This window comes from Brevibacillus sp. HB1.4B (assembly GCF_013284285.1).
GTDB lineage: Bacteria > Bacillota > Bacilli > Brevibacillales > Brevibacillaceae > Brevibacillus > Brevibacillus porteri.
On record NZ_JABSUT010000002.1, the window covers coordinates 276,786 to 302,136 of the forward strand.

Consider the following 25,351-nt stretch of genomic DNA (forward strand, 5'->3'; position numbering starts at 1 on the left):
CCTTGCTCTTTTCCTGTGTTTTTACACCGTTTGTTCCTTGTCCTCAATGGTTCCCATCTTGTACATGTCACTGACCAACTCCTGCGTCGTAGCCAGACCAGCCGTATATTCGTCTGCCTCTTGATAATAGACGGCTCCGCCTGCATCCTCAGTGCTCAACTCTCTCGCCCTGAATCGAACCTGATCCTTATCATGACCTGCCATTTTCGTCCCTCCTTCCTTTTGGTTTCGATCGGCTATAGTTTGTACGGGAATCTCCAGATTTAGCCGAAAAAAAGACGCCTTGCCCAATCGAGGGACAATGCGTCTTTTGTAAAGGAAATTATTTATTGTTATCGGATTCAGGTGCACTCATTGTCCAACCAGCAGCTGGAGCACTTACAGGAGTGATGCGATTAGTTGTAACAAATTGATCTGTTCCTGGCATCATTGTCCAGCCAGCTACAGTAGAGATTACTGGAACGTATTGGCCGCTCACCAGTACGAACTCATCTTTACCTGGCATCGTGATCCAGCCACCTTGTTGAGTCAGCCCTTGAACAGGGTTAACGGTTTCTGGAGCTACTGGTTTTACTTCTGTTGTAGGTGCAGGTGTTGTTTCAGTTGCAGGTGTTGTTTCAGTTGCAGGCTTTTCTTCAGTTGCAGGTTTTTCTTCTGTAGTCGTTGTTGTTGCTTCTGTTGCAGTAGTCGTTTCAGTAGCTTTTACTGCCTCTTCTGCAAATGCAGCTTGTGTGAACAGAGCCGCTCCTAAGATACAAGAACTCATGATCAGTGTGCTTTTCTTTTTCATATGTGTACACTCCCATTCCCGCGGTACACACTTTTGTCTTGCAAGAATGTCCCCAGACCCGAACTTGATGGCCATGTCTATATGGACTGCTGCATTTTCCTGAGGAAATACGTAAACTGGTCTAACTCGTTATCATTCAGATTCTCCAGCAGCTTTCCTACGAGTGCTCTCCTGTCGCACAAAAGTCCTTCCAGAGTCGGAATCGCTTGTTGTGATAATGTGACCCACACTACACGTCGATCCTGTTCGTCTCGGACACGGTCGATAAAACCAGCCTTCACTAACCGATTGAGTGCAATGGTGGTGGCACTATTGGACAGTTTCAAAATGGTCGCCAGCTCAGAAACTGTGCTTCGTCCTTTTTGATGTAGCACACGCAGCAGGATAAACTGCTTCGGACTGATTGACTCTTCTTCTAGCCAATTGTTAATAAAGAAACGAGCAATTTCGACAAATACTCGATCCAGTTCCTCAAGTTTACTGGCACGGGACATATTGCTCACAACATCACCTATTTTCGGAAAATTAATAATATAAGTACTTTTACTATAAAACTATATAGCTTAAGTACTGGAAGATCAAGAGAACTCCCGAAATTATTTCTTTTCACGAAAGATATGTATGAGCCAGACAAAGTGTTTACCACTTAATATTTTTATTGTAAAACTTATTTCAAGAACATCTTAACTCAAACAGGAAAAACTGACAATAGGTAAGCTTGCAAAATAATGTTAAGACTTTTTCCTTCTTCACCCACGCAGCCAATTATTTCCTTGAATCATCTTTCGTATCCATTCGTAAAGCATGTATAATGGGAAGACAGCCTTATACACACGAGGCATTTGACCCAGGCATATTTGCCACAGAATCTACATACATAGGAGAATTTCAATGGAACAAACCAACCCTACCTCAAAATGGAAAGTGGAATTGCTCGATTGGTTAAAATCGTTTGTTTTGATTGGCGGATTGACTGCTTTTATCTACGTCTTTGTCATGGCTCCCTACGTTGTCCAAGGGCGTTCCATGGAAAGTACGCTGCATGACCGCGAGCGCGTCATCGTAAACAAAGCGATTTACTACCTCAAAGAACCGCAGCCTGGCGATATCGTCATCGTTCATCCAGACGCAACTGGCGACAACTGGATCAAGCGCGTAGTCGCAGTGGCTGGAGACACCGTTGAAGCCAAAAATGATCAAGTGTATGTCAATGGCCAACCTCTCAGCGAAGAGTATCTGGTCGAAAACAAGCTCAAAACCTCTACAGCAGGTGTGACGTTAACCGAAGATTTTGATCCTGTGAAGATTCCTGAGGGCAGCGTGTTTGTCATGGGGGATAATCGCAACAACAGTATGGACAGCCGCGTCATTGGCCCTGTTCAACTGGATCATGTAGTAGGACGCGCAGAAGTCGTATACTGGCCGCTGTCCCAGGTCCGTCTCCCACGTTAGCATTTATCCAGACTTCAAAAAGCCGCTCCTTATCGGGGCGGCTCTTTTGTTTTCGATGGCGCTATTTGTGAGCAATTGCCGCTTCAGAAAAATAATCCTCCAAAGTAAGGCCACCTGCCATAATTTCTTTCGCCATTTCCTTCCCTACATAACGCAAATGCCAAGGCTCATACGCATATCCAGTCGTATCTTCCTTGCCCTTCAAATAACGAATAACGAACCCAAAGTCTGCACAGTTGGCTGCCAGCCATATTCCTTCAGGTGTCTCAGCAAATGATTCTTCCAAGCGTGTACTTGCATCATATCCAGACACATCCATAGCTAAACCAGTCTGATGCTCGCTCTTTCCAGGTACGGCACTGTAGGCAGCAGCATGTTCAGCACCTTGCGTCCTTACATACGTTTCGTACAGCGATTTTTGGGTCTTATACGAGCGGTAGCCAGAAACAGCATACAGTTCGATACCTTCTGTCTTTGCTTTGGCAAACAGCTCTTCTAATGCTTGAGCAGCTTCTGCTCTCAGCAATCGCTTCTCCACTTTTTCATCAAAAGGAAACGGCACATTCGGCTCCACCAAATCCGGTGGAATATAATCGGCAGGCAGTGCCCGCTGTTTATTTACGACAACCGAGAGCTCTGTTTCATTCGTAACGGTTGGCACTCCATCCACATCTTTTATCGTCTCTGCAAGAGATGCCCGTTGGGGACGTGCTGTCTCCTCGTTATTTGGCTCAACTGTCGTTGACTGCGTTCCCTCACCCGCGGACTGTCCATTCGACTCGCTGGATAACAATCCACTTAATGAGGGAGGTTCACATCCGCTGAGTAGTGCTACTGATAGTGCTGCGACGATCGCAAGGCTGCTGGTGCGATTTTTGTTCATGATCGATCCTCCTGGTTCCTTACAGACACATATGTTCTGCTCTACCTTACCATGGAGTACTACGAAAGAAAAGGTAGATAGGTCACGCTTTTTCGAAAGGTCTATTCCTCGTTTAGTTTTTTGACAAGCGCTGGTAACCATTCATCCAACGACCAAAACGGGAAGCCCGCGGCCTTAGCCTTCCCGTTATCCATGTAAAAGGATGCTACAAATCCAAAGGGAGACGCATCAGAAGCATCTGTCGTTGGCTCGATTCGGGCAGGTTTTCCGACTGTTTGCCCAATCATCTCCATCAGCTCAGCAAGCGAAACAGTCCCATCCGAGCACGCATTCACTGGCCCTGTGATGGACGTTGTCGCCACCCATGCCAAAAATTGAGCTGCTTCCTGTGCATGTATGAAACACATCCGGGCAGTGGGATTCGTGATTCCAATCGGTTGCTCTTCTTGCACATGCTCAATATGAAACCATAGCCGACGTGTGTAATCGTCTTCCGCTAGCACAATTGGAAAACGAACAGCTACGACAGGGAAGGCCTTTTCCTGAAAAAAGACGGCTTCTGCTTGACGTTTCCCCTCTTGATAGGTTGTCTCGTCTCTCGTTTTCTGGTTGATTTCATACGTGTATGGATCAAATGCTTCTTCCTGTAATGGTTCCTCTGCATAATCATAGACGGACAAGGTAGAGGTCAAAACGTACGTACCCACTTTGCCCCGAAAAACTTTACACGCATCCATTGCATTTTGGGAGGAATAACAAATGTTATCGTATACCACGTCCCATTGCTCTTCCCCTGCGACTGCTAGTGAATGGACGTCATCGCGATCAAGCGTCATTCTTTTGACAGAGGTAGGCAACTCCACTTGGGAAAGCCCCCTCGTTGCCACAGTAACGTCTGCCCCAGCTGCGACGAGAAGCTGGACTAATCGCTTTCCAAAAAATCGCGTTCCTCCGAGTACAAGTACTTTCTTCATTTTTGCTACATCCTTTCCTTGATCAGCCTACTTTTTGCTATTCAACTCGATGGACCGCTCTCCTTCCTTCCACATGACCGTATAGCCCAGCTTCTCGCCAACTTTTTTGACAGGCAAGTAAGGAATTCCCTGCACCATGACCACATCGGACTGGAAGGACGTCACTTTTTGTCCCAACCCTAACAGCAACTTTTTGGCGTGAACATACGCTACTCCATTTATCATCACTTTTTGCTCTGCTGTATATGGGTAGACATTGCCGTTTACTCGTAAATCAAAGGGGCCTTCTTTTTCTATTGGTGACTGGATTGGCTGAGCAGCCGTATACGCAATGGCATCGACCCCGAGTACAGTACCCTCGCGTGTGTTATCGGCTCCGCCGTACATTTTTCCTGTTTCAAAATCGTACACAATCGCTTGGACGTTGCCAATGTTCGACGGTTCCTCAGCAAAGACGTGACCTTTTGCCATCAATTGCAGGATGACATCTTGGTCAATGCCCGCTTCCCACGTCACATTCGGATAGCTGCTAGAAAAAATGCGTGGTGCACGGATCGCATCCTCAATTTCCATTCCATGATCGATCACATTGAGAATCGTCTGCGATACGGAGGCGATAATCGTGGAGCCACCAGGCGAGCCAATTGCTAAAAAAGGCTTCCCGTCTTTTAGCACCATAGTTGGTGTCATGCTCGAACGTGGGCGCTTGCCAGGCTCGACCTGATTGACACCGCCAGGAATCGCGTCAAAATCCGTAAGCTCATTATTGAGCATGAATCCATAACCAGGAACCATCACACCGCTGCCAAAAATATCTTCAATGGTGGTCGTATACGCAACGATATTCCCCCATTTGTCCATCACAGAGAAGTGCGTGGTCTGCTTGACCGGAGATTGATCTCTCAGTTTCATTGACACCTCTGGCTTTTTGCCAGGATCGTACTTCCAAGGATCTCCTGCCACAATATTGGCATTCCCGGTTTCTTCACGAATGAGCTGACGTCGTTCCTTGATGTATTCGTCTGCAATCAGCCCCTTTTTCGGTACCGGATAAACGTCCTCGTCCGCCATATAAGCCGCCCGATCTGCGTAGGCGAGGTGGTTGGCTTCGATCAGATGATGCAAATAGGCCACCGACCCGATTCCGTCCTTTTTGTTATCGTAGCCTTCCATCAGCTTCAAAATCTGAATGAGTGTCAAGCCGCCAGAGCTGGGTGGTGCCATCGAAATCACTTCATATCCGCGATACATGCCCCGGACTGGTTCACGCTCTTTCACTTGATACGCCTGCAAATCATCGAGTGTCATGGTGCCACCTGTTCTTTGTACCTCCTCGACGAGGGCCTTGCCAATTTCCCCTTCATACAAGGCATCCGAGCCTTTGTCGCGGATGATCTTCAACGTTTTCGCCAATTGGGGCTGAACCAGCATCTCGCCTTCTTTGAGTGGAACTCCGTTTGGCGCAAACACCTGTGCAGCAGTACCGTGCTTTTTCAGCTTTTCCATGGAATTGGCAATAAATTGAGCGGACACCCAGTTGATGCGAACTCCTTTTTCCGCCAATTCAATCGACGGTTCTATCACTTTTCCCAAGCCCCATGTCCCATACGATTCCAGCGCCTGCTCTACACCCAGCAATGTCCCTGGGACACCTACGGCTTGACCGCTCGTATGTCTCTCCTCAAAGGGGATCGGCTTACCATCTGCCTGCAAAAACATAGTGGGAGTCACCTTGGCAGGCGCCACTTCCCGACTATCTATCACCGTCACTTTGTTCTGATCCTTCACATAAATCATCATGAAACCACCACCGCCGATACCGGACATATACGGTTCTGCCACATTCAGAGCAAATTGGATCCCAGCCGCAGCGTCAATCGCATTGCCGCCCTTTGCCAAGATATCTCTACCGACCTGCGCCGCTGCTGGATGAGAGACCGCGACAATTCCTTTTGTAGCTCCTTGCACACCTGCTGGCACACCTGGGACTTTTCCTACAGCAAAATGAGGAAACGAAAGCACGGAAACAATCGAGAGAGCAACCAACATCCCTTTTTTCATGCGATCCCTCCTATTCCATTTCATTACTTCTACCTATTATTATAATTTTCAGCATTTTTTAAGGTCAACCCACATTCACAGTTGCCTAGGCAAACTTTTCTCTACAGAAAAAAACACTCTTCTGCAGCAAGACTTGTCGTCTTCACAGAAGAGTGTAGCGATTTTTGCTTATGGCATGATGACCAAATTGCTCACCACGCGTCGTTCTTTGCCGCCAGAAGGCTTGTTCAGCAGCTTGCCATTGTAATAAAACGCACTGGAGCCACCGCCGTCGAGGTTATATGCATCCACGACATGCCACTCTTGCAGTTTTTTTTGCGCTTCCTCCAGCGTAACACCATTACTCCAGCCATCTCGTCTTCCATCAATGACAATCAGCAGCAAATCGCCGTTGTCGAAATGGCCGATCAGTGTTCGCGGTTGACGCGCATTCGCCCATTCACGAGGGATAGGCATTCGCTTTCCGTCCTGCAAGAGACGCGGCAAAAAACTCGCTCCCTGCAATATCCCTTGTTGCGTAATTTGCGCCTGCGTCTTGATGCTTGTTCCGACCAGATGACCTTTGTTGTTAAAGCCGACAAAGCTCAGCTTCGCATTATTGGAAAAGGTTCGAATCTTGCCGTCAACAACAGTAATACCTAACGGAGTCAGATTGCCCTGCTTGTCCGCCATAAAGCCGCCTGCATTGATCGCAAGAATGGCTCCTGTACGTTTACCAGCTTGACTCGTCGTTTCTCCCTTACTTTTCACGGAGTTGTTGGCCAGCACCATTTTCAACGCTTTCGGATCATTGAGGCGAACTTTGGCCATATAACCGCGGTATCCGCCTTCTTGCAGGGAATAGACTTTTACTGTCGAGTTTTTCCCGAAGTGTTGACCGATCGGCTTGCCAAGCATGTTGGACAAAATCGTGTCCAATACATCCGCAGATTTTTGCGTCTGGGATTTGCTCGCTTCAAGTGCGCTGCTGATGTTCTTGTTTTGTTGCTCGTATTCTTTCTGTTCCTTTTTCGAGCGATCCTGGATGTCTTCGATGACGACTTCTACATTTCGAAGCTGCACCTTGGTGTCGTTGAGCCGTTCCCCCAGCTCATCTGCTTGGCTCTTCGCTACGGCAGAAGGAAGCTTTAGGCCTTCCGTCTGGAGCTTGTCCACTGGATTGTCCAGCCCAAAAGCGACCAAAAAACCGAGAGCAGGCGCCAACAGAAAGAGAAAGAAACGGTTGATCTTACCAAGCACGGGCAGCATCCTCCAATTTTTTCAGAGATGCTTTCAAATCAACCAGCTGTTTGTTGAGCTGGTCAACCCGATCCTGCAGAGCTTCTTTGGTCTTGTTCGTGCCACCAATGGTTTCACCCGTCAATGCCAAATCTTCTTCCAGATTTCCCAGACCCTTCTGGACATTTTGCATTTCTTCCTGCACCAGAGTCAATTGATCTCCCAATGCCTTCATCTGCTTTTGGTTATCTTCTTGAATTTGATCAATTCGTTGGTTCACAAATTGCTGCTGCTTGTCCAACGTATAAACAGCAAAGGCATATCCAGCGTAGGCGAGTCCTACCCAGACCAGAACGGCCAAAACGATCGGTAGTAAAGGACGCTTACCTTCTGTCTGGGAGGGAATCAATGCCTGAAAAAGGCTGCCTCTTCTGCGTCTTCCTTTTTGCTTCCCGTTTGCCGGGAGTGGCAGTGTCGGTGACGAAGTCGATGACGTTCCCATGTATTTGTCGTCCATCGGCTCCCTCCTCCTTTCTGAGACATAGAGTGAGGTTTCATTATAACATAGAAAGTTTTTGAATCAGCATTTTGCTGAATAATGGATAAATAAGTCGAGAAAAGAAAATACCGCCATTTATTTGGCGGTATCTCTCTTTATTTTCGGAGTTGAAATTCGCTTTGCAGCTGATTGTGCAGTCTTTGCAAAAACAGGATCGGGTCTTCCTTGGTGGTCTGTTCGTCAACAAGCTCTAATTTTTTGCGCATGATGCTGGCAATTTGATTCCCGAGCTCATATTTTTTCGCTTGAGATAAAGAGGATGATCTGCTGATAAAGGAGGAAAGCAACTGCCAGTCCTCTCGGGTGATCGCCTGTTTTTGCCGCTCTTCAAGCACGAGTAGCGCATGATTCAAATCAAAGCCGTTTGGCTGTTTGTCTTTCTTTTTCTGAAAAAGAGTCGATCGCTGTCCTGACTCTACCACGACAATTGTGCCCGCTACCATATCGCCAATTCGCTTATCACGGGGGTGGAAAAAGCATACGAGCGCCCCGAGAAAATAACCAGTTGGCATTGCGTCAATGATGCGAAACAGATTCCGGATCGTCGAGGAAACAAACGTCGCAGGCTGCCCGTTTTCACGGATGACCCGGATTCCGACCAGCCTTTTGCCAACGGTCTGTCCGCCCCAGAGTGCTTCCTGTAACCAAAAGTAACCAAAATTCACGACGAAGATAACCAGGAGGACGATGGCCAACGCGTAGTTGCCAGAATCCAGGAAAAAATCATCTTCATTTCCAAATAAAACTATACCAAACAAAATAAATACAGTAAGATTAACCAGGAGCAAGATTCCTGTATCTATCAGCATCGCAGTGGCGCGGCTGCCTAGACCTGCCGTCTGAAATCGCAGCATAACATGCTCGGGTGTCACGACAGAAGCTTCTCGATTTGACCCACTGACGTATGTCGGTTCATTCATGATGGTTTTCTTCCCCCCCTCGAAACTTTGAGGTTTTTTCTAGTTTTGAAACACGCGTTAATGTAAGGAGGCATTATACATGGATATTACCTCGTTTTGGCACAAGCATAAAGCCTCTTGGGCCGAACTGGAACAATTAGTGGAGCGTTTTACCCGACAACCTCGGCACATCAGTGCTACCGATATTGATCGCCTGACACAACTATATAAGAAAACATCTGCTCATTTGGCCTATGTGCGCTCCTACCATCCTGCAGACGAGATCACGCTCTACTTAAATCAACTCGTTTTACGTGCACATAATTTGGCTTACAAGCAGCGAATAGGCAGCTGGCAGCAGCTCAAGCATTTCTTTGGCAGCTACCTGATGGGTCTCGTACATAAGCGAATGAGCTTCATTGGTGTGGCAGCGCTTCTATTCATCATTGGTGGTATTTCTGGCTTTGCTGCCGTTATGGTCGATCCACTCAACCTGTATTATGTATTGCCACAAGGGATGGCGGAGCAGATCGATCCATCCAGGCTGGGAGAAGGGCACGACTCTCTTGACAGTCCGGTCATCTCCACGATGATTATGACCAACAACATCAAAGTTGCGATGCTGGCCTTTGTCAGTGGAATTACATTCGGAATCGTCCCCATCTACCTTCTCTTATTCAATGGCCTTCTGGTTGGCGCTTTGGCAGCCGTCTACTATCATGCAGATAGCAGCTATGCGTTTTGGGCCTACATTTTGCCACACGGCGTGATCGAGCTGACTGCCATCTTCATTGCTGGCGGAGCAGGTCTTCACATGGGGTACCGCCTGCTTGTGCCCGGCCGCTACGCTCGAAAACATCAATTTTTGGAGGCGGCAAAAGAATCTGCGCATCTGCTATTGGCTACTATCCCACTCTTGTTCATCGCGGGAATCATCGAGGGCTACATCACTCCATCGAGCCTCTCACTCGAAGCCAAGTACATCGTAGCTGTCGGCACATTGCTTTTGCTAATTGCCTGGTACCTCCTCGGATACAGACCCGATTCTCACAAAGCTTCTCTTGATTTGATGTCCAAATAAGTATTGATAACCGTCAGCGTCAATTGATCGGCCGGAACGTCCAGTACCTGGATACCCGCGCCGATCATTTTTTGTTGAAACGCCCTGCGATCGAGCTGGAACCGCTGAGCTACCGCCTTCGTAAACGCCAAGCTGCTGTTGCTCGTGGCTATATGACTCCATTCATGCAGAAGCGGATCTGCCAAAGACAGCAGCAAGATCAAATGCGAACGGCGCATCCGCCACAAATAATTGCTCAACTGATCTTCGACAAGGTAATTTTCCATATCTGAAAAAAGTACCACCAAGCTCCTTCTCTTCTGCTGGCGATTCAAAAATTCAAGCGCCTTCGCCGGATCAGCCTCTACAAAATCACTCGTCAGGTTGTAGGTTGCCTCCAAAAGGGTGTGCAAGTGGCGCAGCCCTCTGCCTGGAGGTATGTACGTCTTGATCTCATGCGAATAGGCTAGTAACGCTACCTGATCTCCTTGACGCAATGCCACTGCCGCTAACGTGAGAGCAGACTCCAGCGATCGATCCAGTCTCGTCTGGTTATCCAGCTCGACGCCCATCAACCTGCCGCAATCGATCAAAATGGTAATCACTTTGCCATGCTCTGGGCGATATTGGTTCGTCATCAGACGTCGGGAGCGTGCTGATGCAGACCAGTTAATCATCCGAGGATCATCGTCAGGGACGTAATCGCGGATCGCATGGAATTCAGTACCCGCTTTCGCCCTGCGCATAATTTTTTTCCCGTCGACGATCAAGCTCTCCTGCAACGAAGCCAAATAGCCACGAACGGCTGAAAGGTCAGGATATACCTTGATTGTTTGTTCACACGCAAAGCGGCTTTGGCGATACCACAAGCCGAGCCTGCCATGCCACCGCATGTAAAGCCAGCGGAACACGTACTCTCCGCGTTCTTTTCCTCTTGTTTCAAAACTTAGGTTGGTTAAGGGTCGCTCCATCACACCTGTGATCGGTCCGGCTTCTTCAAATGACAGCGGAAGATCATCCACGATAGAGTACGCAACGGATTGCCCGCTTCTGTTCGCCAGTTCAAGCTCGATCGAAAACGATTGTCCGATATCCGTCTGCTCAGGCAAAATTCGCTGGATCGACAAGTCTCGACGCTTGGGGATGGTAACCCAATCCAAGATGCTAGCGATCAGGAGTAAACCGTTGTACAAAAAGAATGTCGAATAGCCAATCTCCAGTAGAAATCCGACGATCGCGATGGGTGTGCCTAGAAAAACTGCCACAAGCAGTCCCTTGGATGGCAAGACAAAACGGTCTGCCAAAAAATCAGCGAGGAACTGGAATAGCCGCCAGCGTCTCTTCGATGATGTGGTCACTGGTACCCCCCTCCAATTCTACCTGCGGTGACAGAATGAGTCGGTGCCGCAATGCAGGGCGGGCCACCATCTTCACGTCATCAGGCGTCACAAACTTGCGATTGTCCAAAAGTGCCCAGGCTTTACTCGCCATCAACACGGCGATTCCGGCACGAGAGCTGGCACCTAAGAGTAATCGCTTCGTTTCGCGTGTATTGCGAATCAGTGTCGTTATGTACTCCAGAATCGAATCATCCACAACCACTTCTTCTAATTGGCGTCGCTTCTCCAAAATCGCCTCCCATGTAAAGAGCGGCTCTTGATTACGCTCGTGGCTGCGCTTATTGGGAATATGTTTGGCGAGGATTTGCTTTTCATTTTCATGAGAAGGATACGACATTGTTAGCTTGAACAAAAAGCGATCAAGTTGAGCCTCCGGCAACACATACGTCCCTTCGTACTCCACCGGGTTTTGCGTGGCGACGACGAAAAACGGATCTGGCAAAGGATAGGTGACACCATGAATCGTCACTTGCCCTTCCTCCATTGCTTCTAAAAGGGCAGCTTGGGTTTTCGGGGGAGTCCGGTTGATCTCGTCCGCCAGCAATAAGTTAGCGAAAACAGGACCTTTGATTGTCTCAAACTGGTTCTGCTGCATATTGAACACCACATGACCAATAATGTCCGATGGCATCATGTCAGGCGTGAACTGGACGCGCTTGCTTACGCCCCCCATCAATTCCGATAAGGTCCTTACCATTTTCGTCTTTCCGATACCGGGTACACCTTCTAGCAAAACGTGCCCGCCGGCAACCAAAGCTGTTAGCAGTAACCGAACATTTTGCCGCTGACCAACCAGTTCTTTTTCCATTTGTTGCAACAATTGCTCCACAGTAGTTGTCACTCCTTCTCCAGACGCTTCGTAATCTCATCCAACAAAAGACTGTCTGCAAGCAAGCTCTTCGGCGCGTATCGCCCTTCGTTTTTTGCCTGTTCCAGTCGTTCTAGCAGATGAGCAAATTTCTCTACCTCTTGATTTGTCCATCTTGTTTTGGCATATCGCATGATTTCCACACGATCAGCTCGTTGGTGCACTCCCCACCGATCGTACAACAGCTGTCGCATGTACGCTTCTCGATGGCGCAACGCATCCTGTGCCAGCCCTCTTCGCTCATACCAGCTAGACACGGCGAGCAACGTCTCATCACCACGGCGCACCGTCCATTCCCTAAGCGTATAGACCGGTCCGAAACGTTTTCCTCTCCACCACACATACAGCAAAAGCAGGATACCGAGTTGAATGCAGGCAGCTATGAGCCAGCCCGGATAGATCGCCAGAAAACCTGGTTTTTCCTGCAAGCCGTGATGGTATTCGTCTACCCACAGGACGGACCAGTCTCCTTGTACATACGGCCAGATCGCTTCAAAGTGGGACAGTCGATCAATTTTTTGATTGGTTAGCCATTCCGGTACGAGAAAAAACGTGACACTGCCATCTCCTACTTCTGTTCTTCCTCCGAGTATCCCCTGATCGTCGTAGAGTAGTGGCTCCATGTCCTCATCTTCTAAAAATCGAAATGAGGTCTCTGCTTTGCCCATGAACCTGCCCTGGACGAGAGGTCCCTGAATGTTTCGCTCCTGATTTTCTTTTTCCCGGATGTACTCCGTATAAAAGGGAAGGTCTTCCCACTCTGGTCTCGACTGAAAGAGAATCAGGTCATTGCCTTCACTGACCCAATCCAGAATGTCTATCTGTTCCTCTGGCATCAGTTTTTCTGGTTCTACTACGAGCATGGCCTGCCCAGTTGCTGTTGGTAAAAAACGCATAGGCTGCCGCCATTCCTTTACCTGCTTGCCTTTTTCCTCCAGGAGTACGAGCACAGCCTTGAGTCCGCTCGGCTGTGCAGATGAAGCCAAATACGGTGGGAGAGGCTCAGCTGTAGGCTTGACGATCAACCAGCCCACGATGACGAGCAACAAGGTAGCCACAACTATTCCGACACGATAGGTGCGCAAACTATCCATGCTGTCCCTCCTCGCGCCAGATGCCTTCCAGTTCGTTTACACGTTGCCAAAACGACCCTTCATCAACAAGTGCTTGCCCGTACCAAACAGCGTCGAATTCTCGTGCGAAGCTGCCGAACACATCGCGTAAGCTCGGTTGATTTGCCTCAATTTCTTCTGCGTATTCCCAATTCGTTTTCCATTTCTCCACACGAACCCATGACTTCATTTGCATATAGACCAACAACGCCAAAAACAACGAGCGTTCTCCTTCCCGCCATTCTCCTCGCGCTGCTTTTTCTTTCGCATCACGCAAATAGTCTGCATGAGAACGTATTTTTTCACCGTCCATAAACAGCGGTTGATGCTTCTTCTGCACCCAAATCATTCTGCGGAACAACCAGTAAATGATGCCGACCAGTCCCAGTACTGCCATAATGAGCACGAGTGTAGATACGGTATTAGCAGCACCAGTTGGAATATGAGTCCACTGAAAAAGATCGGCGAGCAACTCGATCACAAACTCCATCGCTCTTTGAATCCAGTTCTCGCCACTGCCTTGGGGCAAATTGAACTCGTCTCTGGCTAGAATCTCTTGTAAATGCTCCTTGTCATCTACCCAAGGACTCGTGCTAATCATGAGTAACTCCCGGCTCTTGTGCAGGGGTAGGCGTTGCTGGTTCTACTGGTGCAGATGTGGCAAGCTGACGGCTAACTAGCTCTTGTAAATCTGTCCCTTCTTTTCTCACGCGCAGATCAAAGTAAGCCAACGCGTAAACAATGGCCATCCAAGGGGTCAAGAGGCAGGTAAGTGCAACCAGAATAATTTGCGCGAGGATAGATGTACCTAAGACGCCAGTGAGTACTAATTGCATGCCGCTAGAGAACATCGAGTAGATCACACTGAGAACAACAAAAAGACCGAATAAACGCCAAAAGTTTCCTTTTGTCATATTCCAGCTCTGGCCGATTCCGACTCCATCGCGTTCGAACAGAACGAGCGGCATATAAAAACCCCAACGAATTAAGAAATAGCCTGGTACGAGCATCATCCCAGCAATTAAGAATAAATAGCCAAATAAAACTAAAACGATCATAAGCACAATGCTGCCTTCATCTGACGGATCAAACATGGTTTCTAATGTCATCCCACCGGCGAAGGCGATCATAACGAAAATCAATCCATATACGATGACAAATGCTGTCGACACTGCAAACGCGATTACTCCATATAGGAAAGTACTGCCCGCGAGCGGCCAAAATCGACGAAGTGCCCCCTTTAAGGCATCTTTTAGGCTCAAGGTCTCACCCTCGAGAGCAGCCTTCGTCAGTAAAATCGAACCGGAAATCATTTGCGGATAGGCGATGATCAAAAGGATTGGTGCGACAAGGAATATGAATATGAGCAGCATCGGAAGGCTTTGTGTCATAAATTCTTCTTGTCCGGCAAATCTTGCGCCTAACGATTCTGCAAAATCCATACCTTCTGTATCTTGTGCGAGCAAAGGCACTCTGGTCAGATCAACCAAAAGCAGTTGCTGCAGGAGTAACAATGGACCGAACCAAATTAAAGCCAACAAAAAGAATGCTCCAAAATGCTGGCGATACACAGAAAAGCTCTTGTCCAACAGCTTCCCCACTCCCATGGGGGCAATCGGCGTACGATTCATGAGAAACCTCCATCTTTCTTTTTGAGATTACCTGATAAGTATACACGATTTTCCTATTTTTTTAAAAAAATCATCTAATTTTGCTAATGTTTTCCTGCCTGATTTTGTCAAATCAGGTGTTAGTCCAATGCGGTCGCCACCCTACTGAATATGATATTTCATGCATAGTAAGGAGGGTGTTGCCTTTGAAAGCATTGAGAAAGAAGAAATTAAAAGCAAAGCAAACCCGCTGCTGCCCCTGCAAGAAGCGATCTACCAAACGCAAATCCAATAGTCTGCTCAGGCAACTACGCCGTTTTGCCCGTATCCACGTTCGCGCACCTCAAGTGAATGTGACCACCCCCATTCCACAAGTAGAAGCACCTGTTGTACAAGTAGACGCTCCTGTTGTACATGTAGAAGCGCCTGTTGTACATGTAGAGCCACCTGTTGTACATGTAGAGCCACCTGTTGTAAAAGTAGAGGCACCTGTTGTACAAGTAGAGGTACCTGTTGTACAAGTAGAGGCACCTGTTGTACAAGTAGAAGCACCGAAGCCAATCGTCATCCCTGCACCATTAGTGAAGGTAGATGTCGAAACGGAAGAATCGGCTGATCAAGTATGTATTGAAGGGCTTCGTCAAGAACTCAGCAAATGCATGAGAAACGATCAACTTGTGGAGATCTTACTGACGACGGATTGGGGACCTGAGAGTCGTTCTTACCGAGTCGGCAAGCTTCTTAGAGTGGACGAAGGAATCATTGAATTACAGACCTTACCCTCCTCACGTACAAACGGAGCCTCTATTCTTATTCCTATCACCCACATCGTCGCGATTATTCCAAATGCAGAACCTAATTGAACAAGCTGATATTCTAAGGAGCTTCAGGATTACCTGAAGATGCGGGGAGTCTGTGCGTAGTAGATTCCCCCCATCTTCCCCCATTTCGTACAATAGGCATGTGGGACGAGCCCTTTTGTTCAGACAGGCCTGTCCACTCTAGAAGGACATTGCAAGTCTCTTTCGTCCCGAAGGTATGAATAAACGCCCACTTCTCCGATCTCTCTTTAGGGAAGTGGGCTGATAGCATTCACTTTTTGGTTTTACCTACCCATGTTATTCCATACATCTAGCACATCTCTCGCAACTCGATCCCATGTAAATCTTTGTTCGGCAAGCTGGCGTCCACTTCTCCCCATTTGACGTTGGAGATCGCGGCTGGACAATAGTTGTTTCAGCTGTACAGCAAACGCTTGAGGGTCCTCCGGCTGCTCGACCAACAGTCCATTGCCTCCGATGATCACCTCAGCATTTCCACCCCGTTTTGTCGTGACAAAAGGCAGACCGGCAGCCATCGCTTCATAATGGACACGTGCCAGTGGTTCCTCCCATTGCGAAGGACAGACAAAAACGTCCCCCGCCCAGAACCAGTGGTGAATCTGATCTGCCGGAACAAATCCCGTTGTAATTACCGGAACAGGCGAACGATTCGCCAATGATCGTACATATGCTGCATAGTCACTGATTTTATTTTCACCGTACCAGGACCCTCCAACTAAGACGAGAGCGATGTTGGAATGGTAGGAGCGGAGTTCATTCATCGCGCGAACCAGAATGTCGGCCCCTTTTTTCGGCGTCAATCGTCCTACAAACAATATCACTTGTTTGTTGCCAAGATTGTGCGTCGACCGCAGTTCCTGACGAATCTTTTGCGCCGTATTGGATCCTTCCACCGGAACAAACGTTTCCAAGTTCACACCTGAATAAATCGTACGAAGCTTGTTTGTGGCTTCAGGATATAGCGAGGAAATGACCCGGCCGACATAATCGCTGATGGTGATGATGCGTTCTGTTTCAGCAACGGCTCTAGCAGCTTCTGCCTGCCCTATTTTTACCGGATCAAACATATCATTGTGCATACTTAAAATGATACGTGCGTTCGGGCATACTTCACGAATGATGGGAACCATCCGCGGTCGGTTAAAAACATGGATAACATCATAGTTGTTCGCACTTAGGAAAGCGGCTACTTCGCGTGCATAAATCTCGAACACCCCTTGACCATTTACCCGCACATAACGTGCATTGCGAACTTTTTCATCCATCGGTAGCGTGGGATCCGACGTTCCCAGGATAGTCAGCTCGTGATGCCTCCCTAGAATATCTGCAATCCCTGCAATATAAGTCTGAATCGCTCCCCCTCGTATAGGAGGGACTGGCAATTTCTCTGTACAGACCATGATAACTTTCATCCGTATTCTCCTTTCCCGTTCCGACTTCTTACATTAGTTGCCTCTCGTCTTCTTTGATTTATGACGCTGTTTCTTCATCTGATTGTTGATGAATTTACGGCTTGGTTTCGCCGTCTTGGCAACTTTCTTGCTCTTGTTGGAAGTGACGGTCCGGGACTGCTGTTTAGATGTCCACACAGTTCCTTTTTTGCTTTTCCCTGTTTGACTTGCGGGTTTTGCTTGTGGTGATTTGGCTTTTACATTGATAGAGACCTTTACTCTTCTTTGAGGCTTGCTTGACTTATTGCTGCTGCTTTTTGAGACAGCTGAGCTCATCCCCCGCTTTTTGTTTCGACGAACGAGGTTTCGTGCTTCGCTTGTAGCGAGTGGCGCTGATGGCGTAAAAGGAACATTTCCCGAAAATGAGATTCGAGTTCTGCGAGTAGTGCTTTGTTCTGCCTCTGCCCCTTCTTGCTGGCTTTCTTCCGGTATTACTGGCGTTTTGTCGCTTGCAGGCTGCTTGACTTTGGACTCTTTGTCTTTGGATACCTTCACCTTAGACACCTTGCTCTTGGACTTTTCGTCTTTCGGCACCTCGACCAAAGACTCTGTCGGTGGAGTGGATACCGCAACAGGTATGAAGTCCTTGATACCTGACGCCAGCCTTTGCGGTTCAACTACTTCCGTTATTTGGTCATAGTTGCCCGGTTCGTATTTGCTGATATCTTTTGCAAGTTCTGCCAATGCCGCATCTTTCGTTTTATCCCCCGTCAACACTCGCTGCAAAATGCCTTCCGCTTCCGTCGACAGAAAGATTGCGGGATCATAAAACATCTCTTTGAGGTGCTTATAAAATTCGTTTGGCACTGCCATATCATTTAAGAGCACTTCAAACGATTCGCGATCCAGTGGATTCGCCTTATGATAGGCTTCGATCATGCCGCGCATCCAGGTAACATCCCAGACGCCCATATCATCCATCGTACTGGTGATGAGCTTGCGCAAATCCCGAAATGGCAAATCGTACGACACGCCATCCAGGTCGATGACCCAAAGCCCTCCCGGACCATTTTGACCATTTGACCAGCCGTAATCTTGGTGCACCAATCCCCAGTGCGCCTCTCCCATTTTGATCATTTTCGGATAGGAAGATGTTTTTAGTTTCTCTAAGGCTGCCCATGCTTGCTGTTCATAGTGATCAACGACGGCCAAAATGGATTTACTTGTTGGTGTTTCACTGTAGGCTTTTGCTACTTCCCGCATCCACCCGATTTTTTTGGCAATCTTTTGATAATGATTGGGCCAACGATATAAACGGGAAGAGTTTTTGGCTCCTGCGGGCGGAATATAGCCTTTCGAATGACGATGGAATTCACCAAGACCGTAGCAAAGTTCTTGCGCGCCTACCAAATCTACTTTTGTTGCCGGTTGCAAAGCAATCCAATCGGTAACAATCCAGAGTTTCCCGCCTTTTTCCACAAATAGACTGCCATTTCGGGCAGGAATCAGTGCTGGTACCCTTGCCCCCTGTTTGACGACGTATTCTTGGAAAGCCACACTATAGAGACTGCGTTCAGGCGTACGGTGCAGTACCTTTAGGCTGCGCGGACCTTTATCTGTTTCAATGCGCCAAATAGCCCCGCCTTTGTCTGGCTTGGAAGTAATGAGCGTACGACTCTTCACCGACATGTCATACTCTTTGACCACTTCTTCTGCGATCGCGTCTACTTCTGGTGGCACTGTCAAATCCCAGTTAGCCGGCGTTTCCACATTCCCTTCTCGGGTATCCCATGGCTTAATCACATATTGTTCCATTCCATTCCCCCCACACTACTGTGGTGATGCCTTCGTCCTTCTCCATAAGCTATTCGCTATATTCTTATCTCGAACCGGACAAATATCATTGGGAGTCTGCCAATTCGTTATTCGCACAGGGATAAAGTCTCGCAAAAACAGCTTGACCCCTCGCATGGTAGCGACAGTCAAGCTGTTCATGTTAAATCATCAGCAATTCGCGTATTTCTTGCTCGGTTAAAGAAGAGATAGCCTCGTGCCCCGGTGTAATGATTTCCTCGATCAAGTTTTTCTTTTTTTGTTGCAGCTCGTACATCTTCTCTTCGACCGTCCCCTCTGCAACAAGCCTGATCACTTGAACGACGTTCTTTTGTCCGATACGATGGGCACGATCAGCTGCCTGTTGTTCCACAGCGGGATTCCACCACAGATCATACAAGATTACGGTGTCCGCACCCGTCACATTCAATCCTGTTCCCCCAGCTTTCAATGACATGAGAAACAGATCTCGCTCGCCCTCGTTAAATCGGTTGCACAAATCTAGTCTCTCTGCCACTGGTGTCTGTCCGTCTAGATAGAAAAACGGGACACCGTGATACCCCAGCTCGCGTCCGATTATCCCTAGCATCTCCGTAAATTGAGAAAAGAGCAAAACGCGCTTCCCAGCGTTTTTGCATTCACCGATGATCTCGAATAGCTGTTCGAGCTTGGCTGACCCGCCGTCATACTCTTTGACGAACAGCGCCGGATGACAACATATCTGACGCAGTCTCGTCAAGCCAGCGAGAATTTTGATCCGATTTTTTTGAAAGCCTTTATTGTACAGATGCTTCACTGTTTCCTGTTGGAGCTGCGCCAAATAGGCGACATACAGCTTTTTCTGTTCTGGCAACAGCATTGCGCTTTGCAGTGTTTCAATTTTGGCCGGCAATTCCTTCAGTACCTCAGTCTTAAGCCTGCGTAGTAAAAATGGGCGCGTCCGCTTCGCAATCGTATCTCGCGGCAAGTCGAGGAATTCCTTTCTTGCCGGAAAAAGCTCAGGGAAAACAGCATCGTAGATGGACCACAGCTCCTCTATCCTGTTTTCCACAGGTGTTCCCGTAAGAGCAAAGCGATGCTTAGCTTTCAATCGTTTTACTGTCTGAGCTGTTTGGGTCACATAGTTTTTGAAGGTTTGCGCTTCATCCAAGATCAAGGTGTGGAAGGAATACTCCTCGAACTGGGCATGATCACGACGCAAGAGCGGATACGAAGTAATGAGCACATCGATTTCTGACAGCTCGTTTACGATTTGATTCCGCTCTTCCTTCGTTCCATCCACAATAACGCTACGGATATTTGGCGCGAACTTTTTAATTTCATTGTGCCAATTGTATAAAAGAGAGGCAGGAGCCACGATAATCGCCGGGAGCTTTTGTTCTCGGATTTCGGGCAGGACAGAGAGAAGAAAGGTAATACTTTGCAACGTCTTCCCCAGTCCCATATCGTCTGCGAGAATTCCCCCAAAGCCGTAGTGTGCCAATGTTCTCATCCATTGATAACCAAACTTCTGATAATCTCGAAGTGTCGCCTGCAATGATTCGGGTACTGGAAAGTCCAGATTATCAGGGTTACGCATATTCTCCAAAAACTGGCGCAATGATTTGCCTAGCTGAACAGACTGTCCCTGCATGGGTATATCAAGCAAGCGCAGTCCCCGAAAAGCAGGCAGTTGAAAACCACTCCCCATTTGCTCAGCATATTGCATGCCCATCTCGTCCAGGAAACGATTGATTTGCTCAAATTCCTTTGTCTCAAGTGGCAGAAGTGCTCCATTCGACAGCCGATGATATCTGCGCTTTTCTTCTACCGATTGGATAACACTTCGGATCTCGGACTCGGGTATCCCATCCATATCAAAGCGAAAATCCAGCCAATTTGTTCGCTCATCAACATCCACTTTTACTTTTGGTGGTAGGTGGAGAGGCTGAATCCTGATTTTTACGGAAGTTGTTGCGTATACCTTTAACAGTTTTTCCAGCTTAGGGACGACGTGGTAAAGGAAGTCGTACTCAGCTTCCTCGTCATCTAGAAAATACCCGCCTTCCGTGCGGATAAAGGCACTTTCCTCCATCAGCCCTAAAATCTGCCGCTCCTTCTCCCCATCACGCATTAAAATCAGCTCACTGCCACGTTGCCCTCCTCCTTCATTCCCTTCCAGCGGATTGATGACGATATCGCCATATTGAAACTCAAGTCCCGCCAGCAGCCGGTCTCTTACCCTGTCCAAATACAGCTTGGCTTTTAACTGGAATTGCACGACTCGTTCCGAGACGGCCTTTGCAATTTGCACGTTCCCCAGTTTCATCAAGGCCGGGACAACCTGCACCATGAATGGCTCGATTTTTTCCGCGGGAATGTGAATTCGCTCGCTGCTATGAGACTCTAGCAGGTACTTCAGCTCAGCCAAACTGTGGCATTGTTCCTTTGGTAGTCTGTGCCATATGCCATCTACGAGCAACAATCCGTAAGCTTCCAAGACAGTGATTTGCTTGAATCCTTGGACTTCCAGCTGATATTGATCGGTTTTGGTCTGGTCGAATTCGAAGTGGAGTGGCGGCGGCTCATCTATACATGCAAACGTTGGATACATTTGGTCATGATGCTGAATGTGAACAGTCGGTGCGGTAAGTAGCAAAGCAAATAATCGCTCCCAGGTAAAGGGTGGAACAAGAAGAACCCGTTCCCCACCCACATGCTTCTGTTCCTGATAATGGTAGCTTGCTGTCTCTCGATATATTTTTTCCGTGCGGTAAACTTGCAGGAGTTCACGGAGAATGGCTTCATGCTCTGGCAAAAAGCGATGCAAATTCGGATCATAGGCAAATTGGCTAGAGAAACGATACACTTGCTGCTTATCCACCTGGTCTAAAAACGCGCGAATGTCCTTTACGATGTACAACCTCTTTGGCCCTAGCTTCAGCTCTATTCCGATCATGCTCTTGCGAAAGCCGTACGGTATGATTTTACATATGATTTCCAAGGCAAGCGTTGTTCGTGAATCCAGCAACACGCGATTATGGCTTGTCCGAATCGGCCGGTCCACGAACAAGCCGAACAGTCCCTCTGTTAGCTGGGAATCAGGCTGGGTTGTCCTGCCTGCTTGTCTCGTTGCAAAGGAAGTGGAATAGCTGCCAGGATGCTCGTCTACTTGCAGATCACGCATGGTTAACAACGAAGCTGCGATATGTTGGCAGTAGTGATCATACGACGCTAAAGTAGGACAACTACACACTGCTGCCATACCAGACTCGTCCAGTTCAATCGTGACCTGATAATTATTTTTTCCTGCGTTCACTGTGGTTTTGATCCAGGCAGGCTCCTGTTGAAAATGCTCCACAAGCACGTTCCCAGAACGGTAAAACGTCTTTCCTCTTTCATAGGAAAGGCGACCACACCATTCTTTTATCGTTTGATGACTCACTTGAAAGCTCATTTTCTGCTCCATCCTCATCATGAAATATGTTTAATATTACAGAATGCAACAGAAAAAAGATACGCATGTACGCGTATCTTTTTTCAACAAATACAAACGATTAGTCGTCGTCATCTTCGTCGTCATCTTCTTCTTCGTCATCGGATTCCTCGTCTTCAGATTCCTCGTCTTCGGATTCCTCGTCTTCGGATTCTTCGTCTTCGGATTCTTCGTCTTCGGATTCTTCGTCTTCGGATTCTTCATCTTCGTCTTCATCTTCTTCATCATTACTGCCGAAGTACAATTTTTTCGTGGTACCATCTTCGTATTCGATTTTTACTTCCAATTCTTCTGCACCTTCACCGATGGCATCACGTAATTGCTCCAACCATTCTTCCATGTTAACCACACCTCCTGGCTATAGATGATTACTTGGTAGCATTTGCCAACAGTTTTCTGTCGACTTTGATACTATATGACGAGTTCCTTTTTCTTGTATGGACAGTTGTCTCCCTATCCAGAGAAGATTTTTACACAACTTGGAATACCGCTTCACTTGCCCTTCTACCTAGCCGCTGTTGCAGATGTACGTTTACATATTTGGAAGTAGACTGGACAAACTTTTGATGGAATCGCCTTAAATACATCATGACTTCGCTACAGAAGGGAGAGCTCCTTATTGAAAAGACGATGGATCAAAAGCTTGTTGATCGGGATTAGCTTGTTGCTTACAAGTGCCTTGCCAGTTGACTCGATTATGGCCTCACCAGATCACCCGTACCATTTTGGATTTAAAAAGAGCAAGAATGGTCAGTTACCCTCTATTAACGAGGAAGGCTTTAAAGGCATTGTGGATCGTCACGGTGCGGTTTTTTTAGGGGATACCACGAAAAAAGAGCTTTACTTGACGTTTGATAACGGTTATGAAAACGGCTTTACACCAAAGATTTTAGATACACTTGTCGCGAAAAAAGTCCCTGCCATTTTCTTTGTGACAGGGCACTTTGTGAAGGAACAGCCCGAGTTGTTAAAGCGAATGGCGCAAGAGGGACATCTAATCGGCAACCATTCCTGGAGCCATCCCGATATGACAACCGTATCGAATCAGAAAATCAAAGACGAACTGACGAAAGTAAGGGATGCAGTCCAGCAAGTGACCGGACAAGCTAACATGCGTTACTTACGACCTCCTAGAGGAATTTTCAGCGATCGCACACTTGCTGTAACCAAAGATATGGGCTATACCAATGTTTTTTGGTCGGTCGCCTATAAAGATTGGGATACCAAAGTCCAGCGAGGGGCAAAATATGCCTATGATAGCGTGATGGCTCAATTGCATCCTGGCGCTGTCATTCTGCTCCATTCTGTCTCCAAAGACAATGCAGAGGCACTCGGGATGATGATCGATGAAGCACGCAAGCAAGGCTATGAATTCAAGAGCTTGGAGCAGCTTCCGAAAAAGTAGTGCAAGCCCTTCCTTTTGCAAGCAAAAACTCCCGCTGCTTCGCATGTGCAAAGCGCGGGAGTTTTTTGGTTTAGTCGCGATCCAGCAAGGATGCTCCAGCAATACCTGGATGAGTCATTTCAAATGGATCGAGAATCAGATCCAGTTCTTCTTCTGTCAGTACATTGTGTTGCAAGCACAGCTCACGTACAGACTTTCCTGTCAAAATGGCTTCGCGGGCAATGCGTGCAGCAGTCTCATATCCGAGATGAGGATTCACCGCAGTGATGACGCCTACGCTTTTTTCGACGTATTCTTTCATGCGCTCGCGGTTTGCTTCGATTCCTTCCAAGCAGTGACGCGTAAAGACATCGAATGCATTGTCCATAATGCTGATCGATTGCAGCAAGTTGAAGACAAGCACAGGCTCCATAACGTTCAGTTCTAGCTGACCTGCCTCGGAAGCCAAACAAATCGTATGGTCATTTCCGATGACCTGAAACGCTACTTGGTTGATGAGTTCTGCCATGACAGGATTGACTTTTCCTGGCATAATCGAGGAGCCTGGCTGACGTGCTGGCAAGGAGATTTCTCCCAGTCCAGCTCGAGGTCCTGATGCCATCAAACGTAAGTCATTTGCGATTTTAGACATATTCATCATGCAAACTTTCAGTGCTGCTGATACTTCTGTGTACGCGTCTGTGTTTTGTGTAGCATCCACGAGATGCTCCGCACCCGTCAGCGGGAAGCCTGTGATATCGGCAAGATGCTTGACTACTGTTGTAATGTAACGAGGGTCAGCATTCAAACCCGTTCCTACCGCAGTCGCTCCCATATTCACTTCGTACAAATGCTGACGAGATTGCTTGATACGCTTGATGTCGCGCTCAAGCACTCGACGGTATGCTTCGAATTCTTGGCCCAAGCGAATCGGAACCGCATCCTGCAAATGCGTTCTACCCATTTTTATGACATCATCGAATTCTTTTGCTTTTTGGCCAAATGCATCATGCATCTTATCCATTGTCACGAGCAGCTTTTCCAACAGAGTAAGTGTTGAAATATGAATCGCTGTCGGGAAAGCATCATTGGTAGACTGAGACATGTTGACATGTGTATTTGGGCTGAGGTGGAAATAATCTCCTTTTTTCTCACCCAGCATTTCAAGACCGCGGTTCGCGATCACTTCGTTGGCATTCATATTGATCGAAGTACCTGCTCCGCCCTGGATCGGATCGACGATAAATTGATCATGCCATTTTCCTTGCATGATTTCTTCCGCCGCAGCGACAATTGCATTTCCTAACCGTGGATTCAATCTGGAAACTTCCATATTGGCCATCGCAGCTGCTTTTTTTACCATTGCCATTGCATTGATGAGGGAAAAATGAAGACGATACCCGGTGATTGGGAAGTTTTCCGTTGCTCGCATCGTTTGCACGCCATAATAAGCATCTACTGGAATTTGCTTCTCGCCAAGAAAGTCTTTTTCCACTCGAAACGTCTGTTGTTCCATTCTTATCAGACCAGCCTTCTAGGA

General features: G+C 47.7%; 23 protein-coding genes. 4 read left to right on the plus strand and 19 right to left on the minus strand.

The features are described 5' to 3' along the window. Positions 1 to 21: 21 nt before the first annotated feature. The 3 genes from HP398_RS05765 to HP398_RS05775 form a co-directional block, all read right to left on the minus strand. Positions 22 to 204, minus strand: coding sequence for a YozQ family protein (locus tag HP398_RS05765; RefSeq protein ID WP_173622112.1), 183 nt, complete (start codon positions 202 to 204; stop codon positions 22 to 24). A 118-nt stretch (positions 205 to 322) separates the two neighbouring features. Next, a complete protein-coding gene (locus tag HP398_RS05770) occupies positions 323 to 766 on the minus strand; it encodes a hypothetical protein (RefSeq protein ID WP_254475899.1) in 444 nt (147 codons plus the stop codon). Positions 767 to 867: 101 nt separating this feature from the next. Next, complete coding sequence (locus tag HP398_RS05775) at positions 868 to 1,293, minus strand: MarR family winged helix-turn-helix transcriptional regulator (RefSeq protein WP_017249407.1); 426 nt, start codon at positions 1,291 to 1,293, stop codon at positions 868 to 870. A gap of 388 nt (positions 1,294 to 1,681) precedes the next feature. On the opposite strand from HP398_RS05775, the gene lepB reads away from it, so the two are divergent. Next, positions 1,682 to 2,242: a signal peptidase I gene (gene lepB, locus HP398_RS05780; RefSeq protein ID WP_106833574.1), complete on the plus strand. Its 561-nt coding sequence runs from the start codon at positions 1,682 to 1,684 to the stop codon at positions 2,240 to 2,242. Positions 2,243 to 2,303: 61 nt separating this feature from the next. Here the strand turns inward: lepB and HP398_RS05785 are convergent, their stop codons facing one another. From HP398_RS05785 to HP398_RS05810, 6 genes are all read right to left on the minus strand, one after another. Next, positions 2,304 to 3,125: a M15 family metallopeptidase gene (locus HP398_RS05785; protein WP_017249409.1), complete on the minus strand. Its 822-nt coding sequence runs from the start codon at positions 3,123 to 3,125 to the stop codon at positions 2,304 to 2,306. A gap of 101 nt (positions 3,126 to 3,226) precedes the next feature. Further along, on the minus strand, positions 3,227 to 4,099 hold the full coding sequence (locus tag HP398_RS05790; RefSeq protein WP_017249410.1) for an NAD-dependent epimerase/dehydratase family protein: 873 nt from the start codon (positions 4,097 to 4,099) through the stop codon (positions 3,227 to 3,229). A gap of 27 nt (positions 4,100 to 4,126) precedes the next feature. Further along, positions 4,127 to 6,160 (minus strand): gamma-glutamyltransferase, encoded by a 2,034-nt coding sequence (gene ggt, locus HP398_RS05795; protein ID WP_173622113.1) that lies wholly within the window; start codon positions 6,158 to 6,160, stop codon positions 4,127 to 4,129. 168 nt (positions 6,161 to 6,328) lie between these two features. After that, positions 6,329 to 7,408, minus strand: coding sequence for a phosphodiester glycosidase family protein (locus HP398_RS05800; protein WP_173622114.1), 1,080 nt, complete (start codon positions 7,406 to 7,408; stop codon positions 6,329 to 6,331). Continuing rightward, positions 7,389 to 7,895 (minus strand): coiled-coil domain-containing protein, encoded by a 507-nt coding sequence (locus tag HP398_RS05805; RefSeq protein WP_017249413.1) that lies wholly within the window; start codon positions 7,893 to 7,895, stop codon positions 7,389 to 7,391. Before HP398_RS05805 ends, HP398_RS05800 begins: the two co-directional genes overlap by 20 nt. A gap of 137 nt (positions 7,896 to 8,032) precedes the next feature. After that, positions 8,033 to 8,857, minus strand: a complete 825-nt coding sequence (locus HP398_RS05810) for an RDD family protein (protein WP_017249414.1) — start codon at positions 8,855 to 8,857, stop codon at positions 8,033 to 8,035. A 79-nt stretch (positions 8,858 to 8,936) separates the two neighbouring features. Here HP398_RS05810 and HP398_RS05815 point away from each other — a divergent pair, with 79 nt between their 5' ends. Beyond that, positions 8,937 to 9,917: a stage II sporulation protein M gene (locus tag HP398_RS05815; protein ID WP_173622115.1), complete on the plus strand. Its 981-nt coding sequence runs from the start codon at positions 8,937 to 8,939 to the stop codon at positions 9,915 to 9,917. Here HP398_RS05815 and HP398_RS05820 read toward each other — a convergent pair. Genes HP398_RS05820 through HP398_RS05840 form a run of 5 tightly spaced genes read right to left on the minus strand, consistent with a single transcriptional unit; the run spans position 9,884 to position 14,907 of the window. Further along, the gene (locus HP398_RS05820) at positions 9,884 to 11,254 is read right to left on the minus strand and encodes a DUF58 domain-containing protein (RefSeq protein WP_173622116.1); all 1,371 of its coding nucleotides are present in this window, start codon (positions 11,252 to 11,254) and stop codon (positions 9,884 to 9,886) included. The genes HP398_RS05815 and HP398_RS05820 overlap by 34 nt on opposite strands. Beyond that, a complete protein-coding gene (locus HP398_RS05825; RefSeq protein WP_017249417.1) occupies positions 11,205 to 12,125 on the minus strand; it encodes an AAA family ATPase in 921 nt (306 codons plus the stop codon). The genes HP398_RS05820 and HP398_RS05825 overlap by 50 nt, the downstream gene beginning before the upstream one ends. An 8-nt stretch (positions 12,126 to 12,133) precedes the next feature. Beyond that, positions 12,134 to 13,258: a DUF4350 domain-containing protein gene (locus HP398_RS05830; RefSeq protein ID WP_173622117.1), complete on the minus strand. Its 1,125-nt coding sequence runs from the start codon at positions 13,256 to 13,258 to the stop codon at positions 12,134 to 12,136. Then, positions 13,251 to 13,877 (minus strand): DUF4129 domain-containing protein, encoded by a 627-nt coding sequence (locus HP398_RS05835; protein WP_017249419.1) that lies wholly within the window; start codon positions 13,875 to 13,877, stop codon positions 13,251 to 13,253. The genes HP398_RS05830 and HP398_RS05835 overlap by 8 nt, the downstream gene beginning before the upstream one ends. Further along, on the minus strand, positions 13,870 to 14,907 hold the full coding sequence (locus HP398_RS05840) for a DUF7847 domain-containing protein (protein WP_173622118.1): 1,038 nt from the start codon (positions 14,905 to 14,907) through the stop codon (positions 13,870 to 13,872). Before HP398_RS05840 ends, HP398_RS05835 begins: the two co-directional genes overlap by 8 nt. Before the next feature lie 176 nt (positions 14,908 to 15,083). Between HP398_RS05840 and HP398_RS05845 the strand changes: the two genes are divergently transcribed. Continuing rightward, complete coding sequence (locus HP398_RS05845; RefSeq protein WP_100169698.1) at positions 15,084 to 15,749, plus strand: hypothetical protein; 666 nt, start codon at positions 15,084 to 15,086, stop codon at positions 15,747 to 15,749. A 242-nt stretch (positions 15,750 to 15,991) separates the two neighbouring features. On the opposite strand, the gene HP398_RS05850 is transcribed toward HP398_RS05845, so the two are convergent. From HP398_RS05850 to HP398_RS05865, 4 genes are all read right to left on the minus strand, one after another. After that, a complete protein-coding gene (locus HP398_RS05850) occupies positions 15,992 to 17,140 on the minus strand; it encodes a glycosyltransferase family 4 protein (protein WP_017249422.1) in 1,149 nt (382 codons plus the stop codon). A gap of 33 nt (positions 17,141 to 17,173) precedes the next feature. Then, positions 17,174 to 18,934: a CotS family spore coat protein gene (locus HP398_RS05855; RefSeq protein ID WP_173622119.1), complete on the minus strand. Its 1,761-nt coding sequence runs from the start codon at positions 18,932 to 18,934 to the stop codon at positions 17,174 to 17,176. Between the two features lie 181 nt (positions 18,935 to 19,115). Continuing rightward, a complete protein-coding gene (locus HP398_RS05860) occupies positions 19,116 to 22,388 on the minus strand; it encodes a DEAD/DEAH box helicase (RefSeq protein WP_173622120.1) in 3,273 nt (1,090 codons plus the stop codon). 100 nt (positions 22,389 to 22,488) lie between these two features. Continuing rightward, positions 22,489 to 22,767: a hypothetical protein gene (locus HP398_RS05865; RefSeq protein WP_017249425.1), complete on the minus strand. Its 279-nt coding sequence runs from the start codon at positions 22,765 to 22,767 to the stop codon at positions 22,489 to 22,491. Positions 22,768 to 23,046: 279 nt separating this feature from the next. Here HP398_RS05865 and pdaA point away from each other — a divergent pair, with 279 nt between their 5' ends. Further along, complete coding sequence (gene pdaA, locus HP398_RS05870; RefSeq protein WP_173622121.1) at positions 23,047 to 23,832, plus strand: delta-lactam-biosynthetic de-N-acetylase; 786 nt, start codon at positions 23,047 to 23,049, stop codon at positions 23,830 to 23,832. A gap of 70 nt (positions 23,833 to 23,902) precedes the next feature. Here pdaA and aspA read toward each other — a convergent pair whose 3' ends face one another. Beyond that, complete coding sequence (gene aspA / locus HP398_RS05875; protein ID WP_017249427.1) at positions 23,903 to 25,327, minus strand: aspartate ammonia-lyase; 1,425 nt, start codon at positions 25,325 to 25,327, stop codon at positions 23,903 to 23,905. Positions 25,328 to 25,351: the final 24 nt, after the last annotated feature.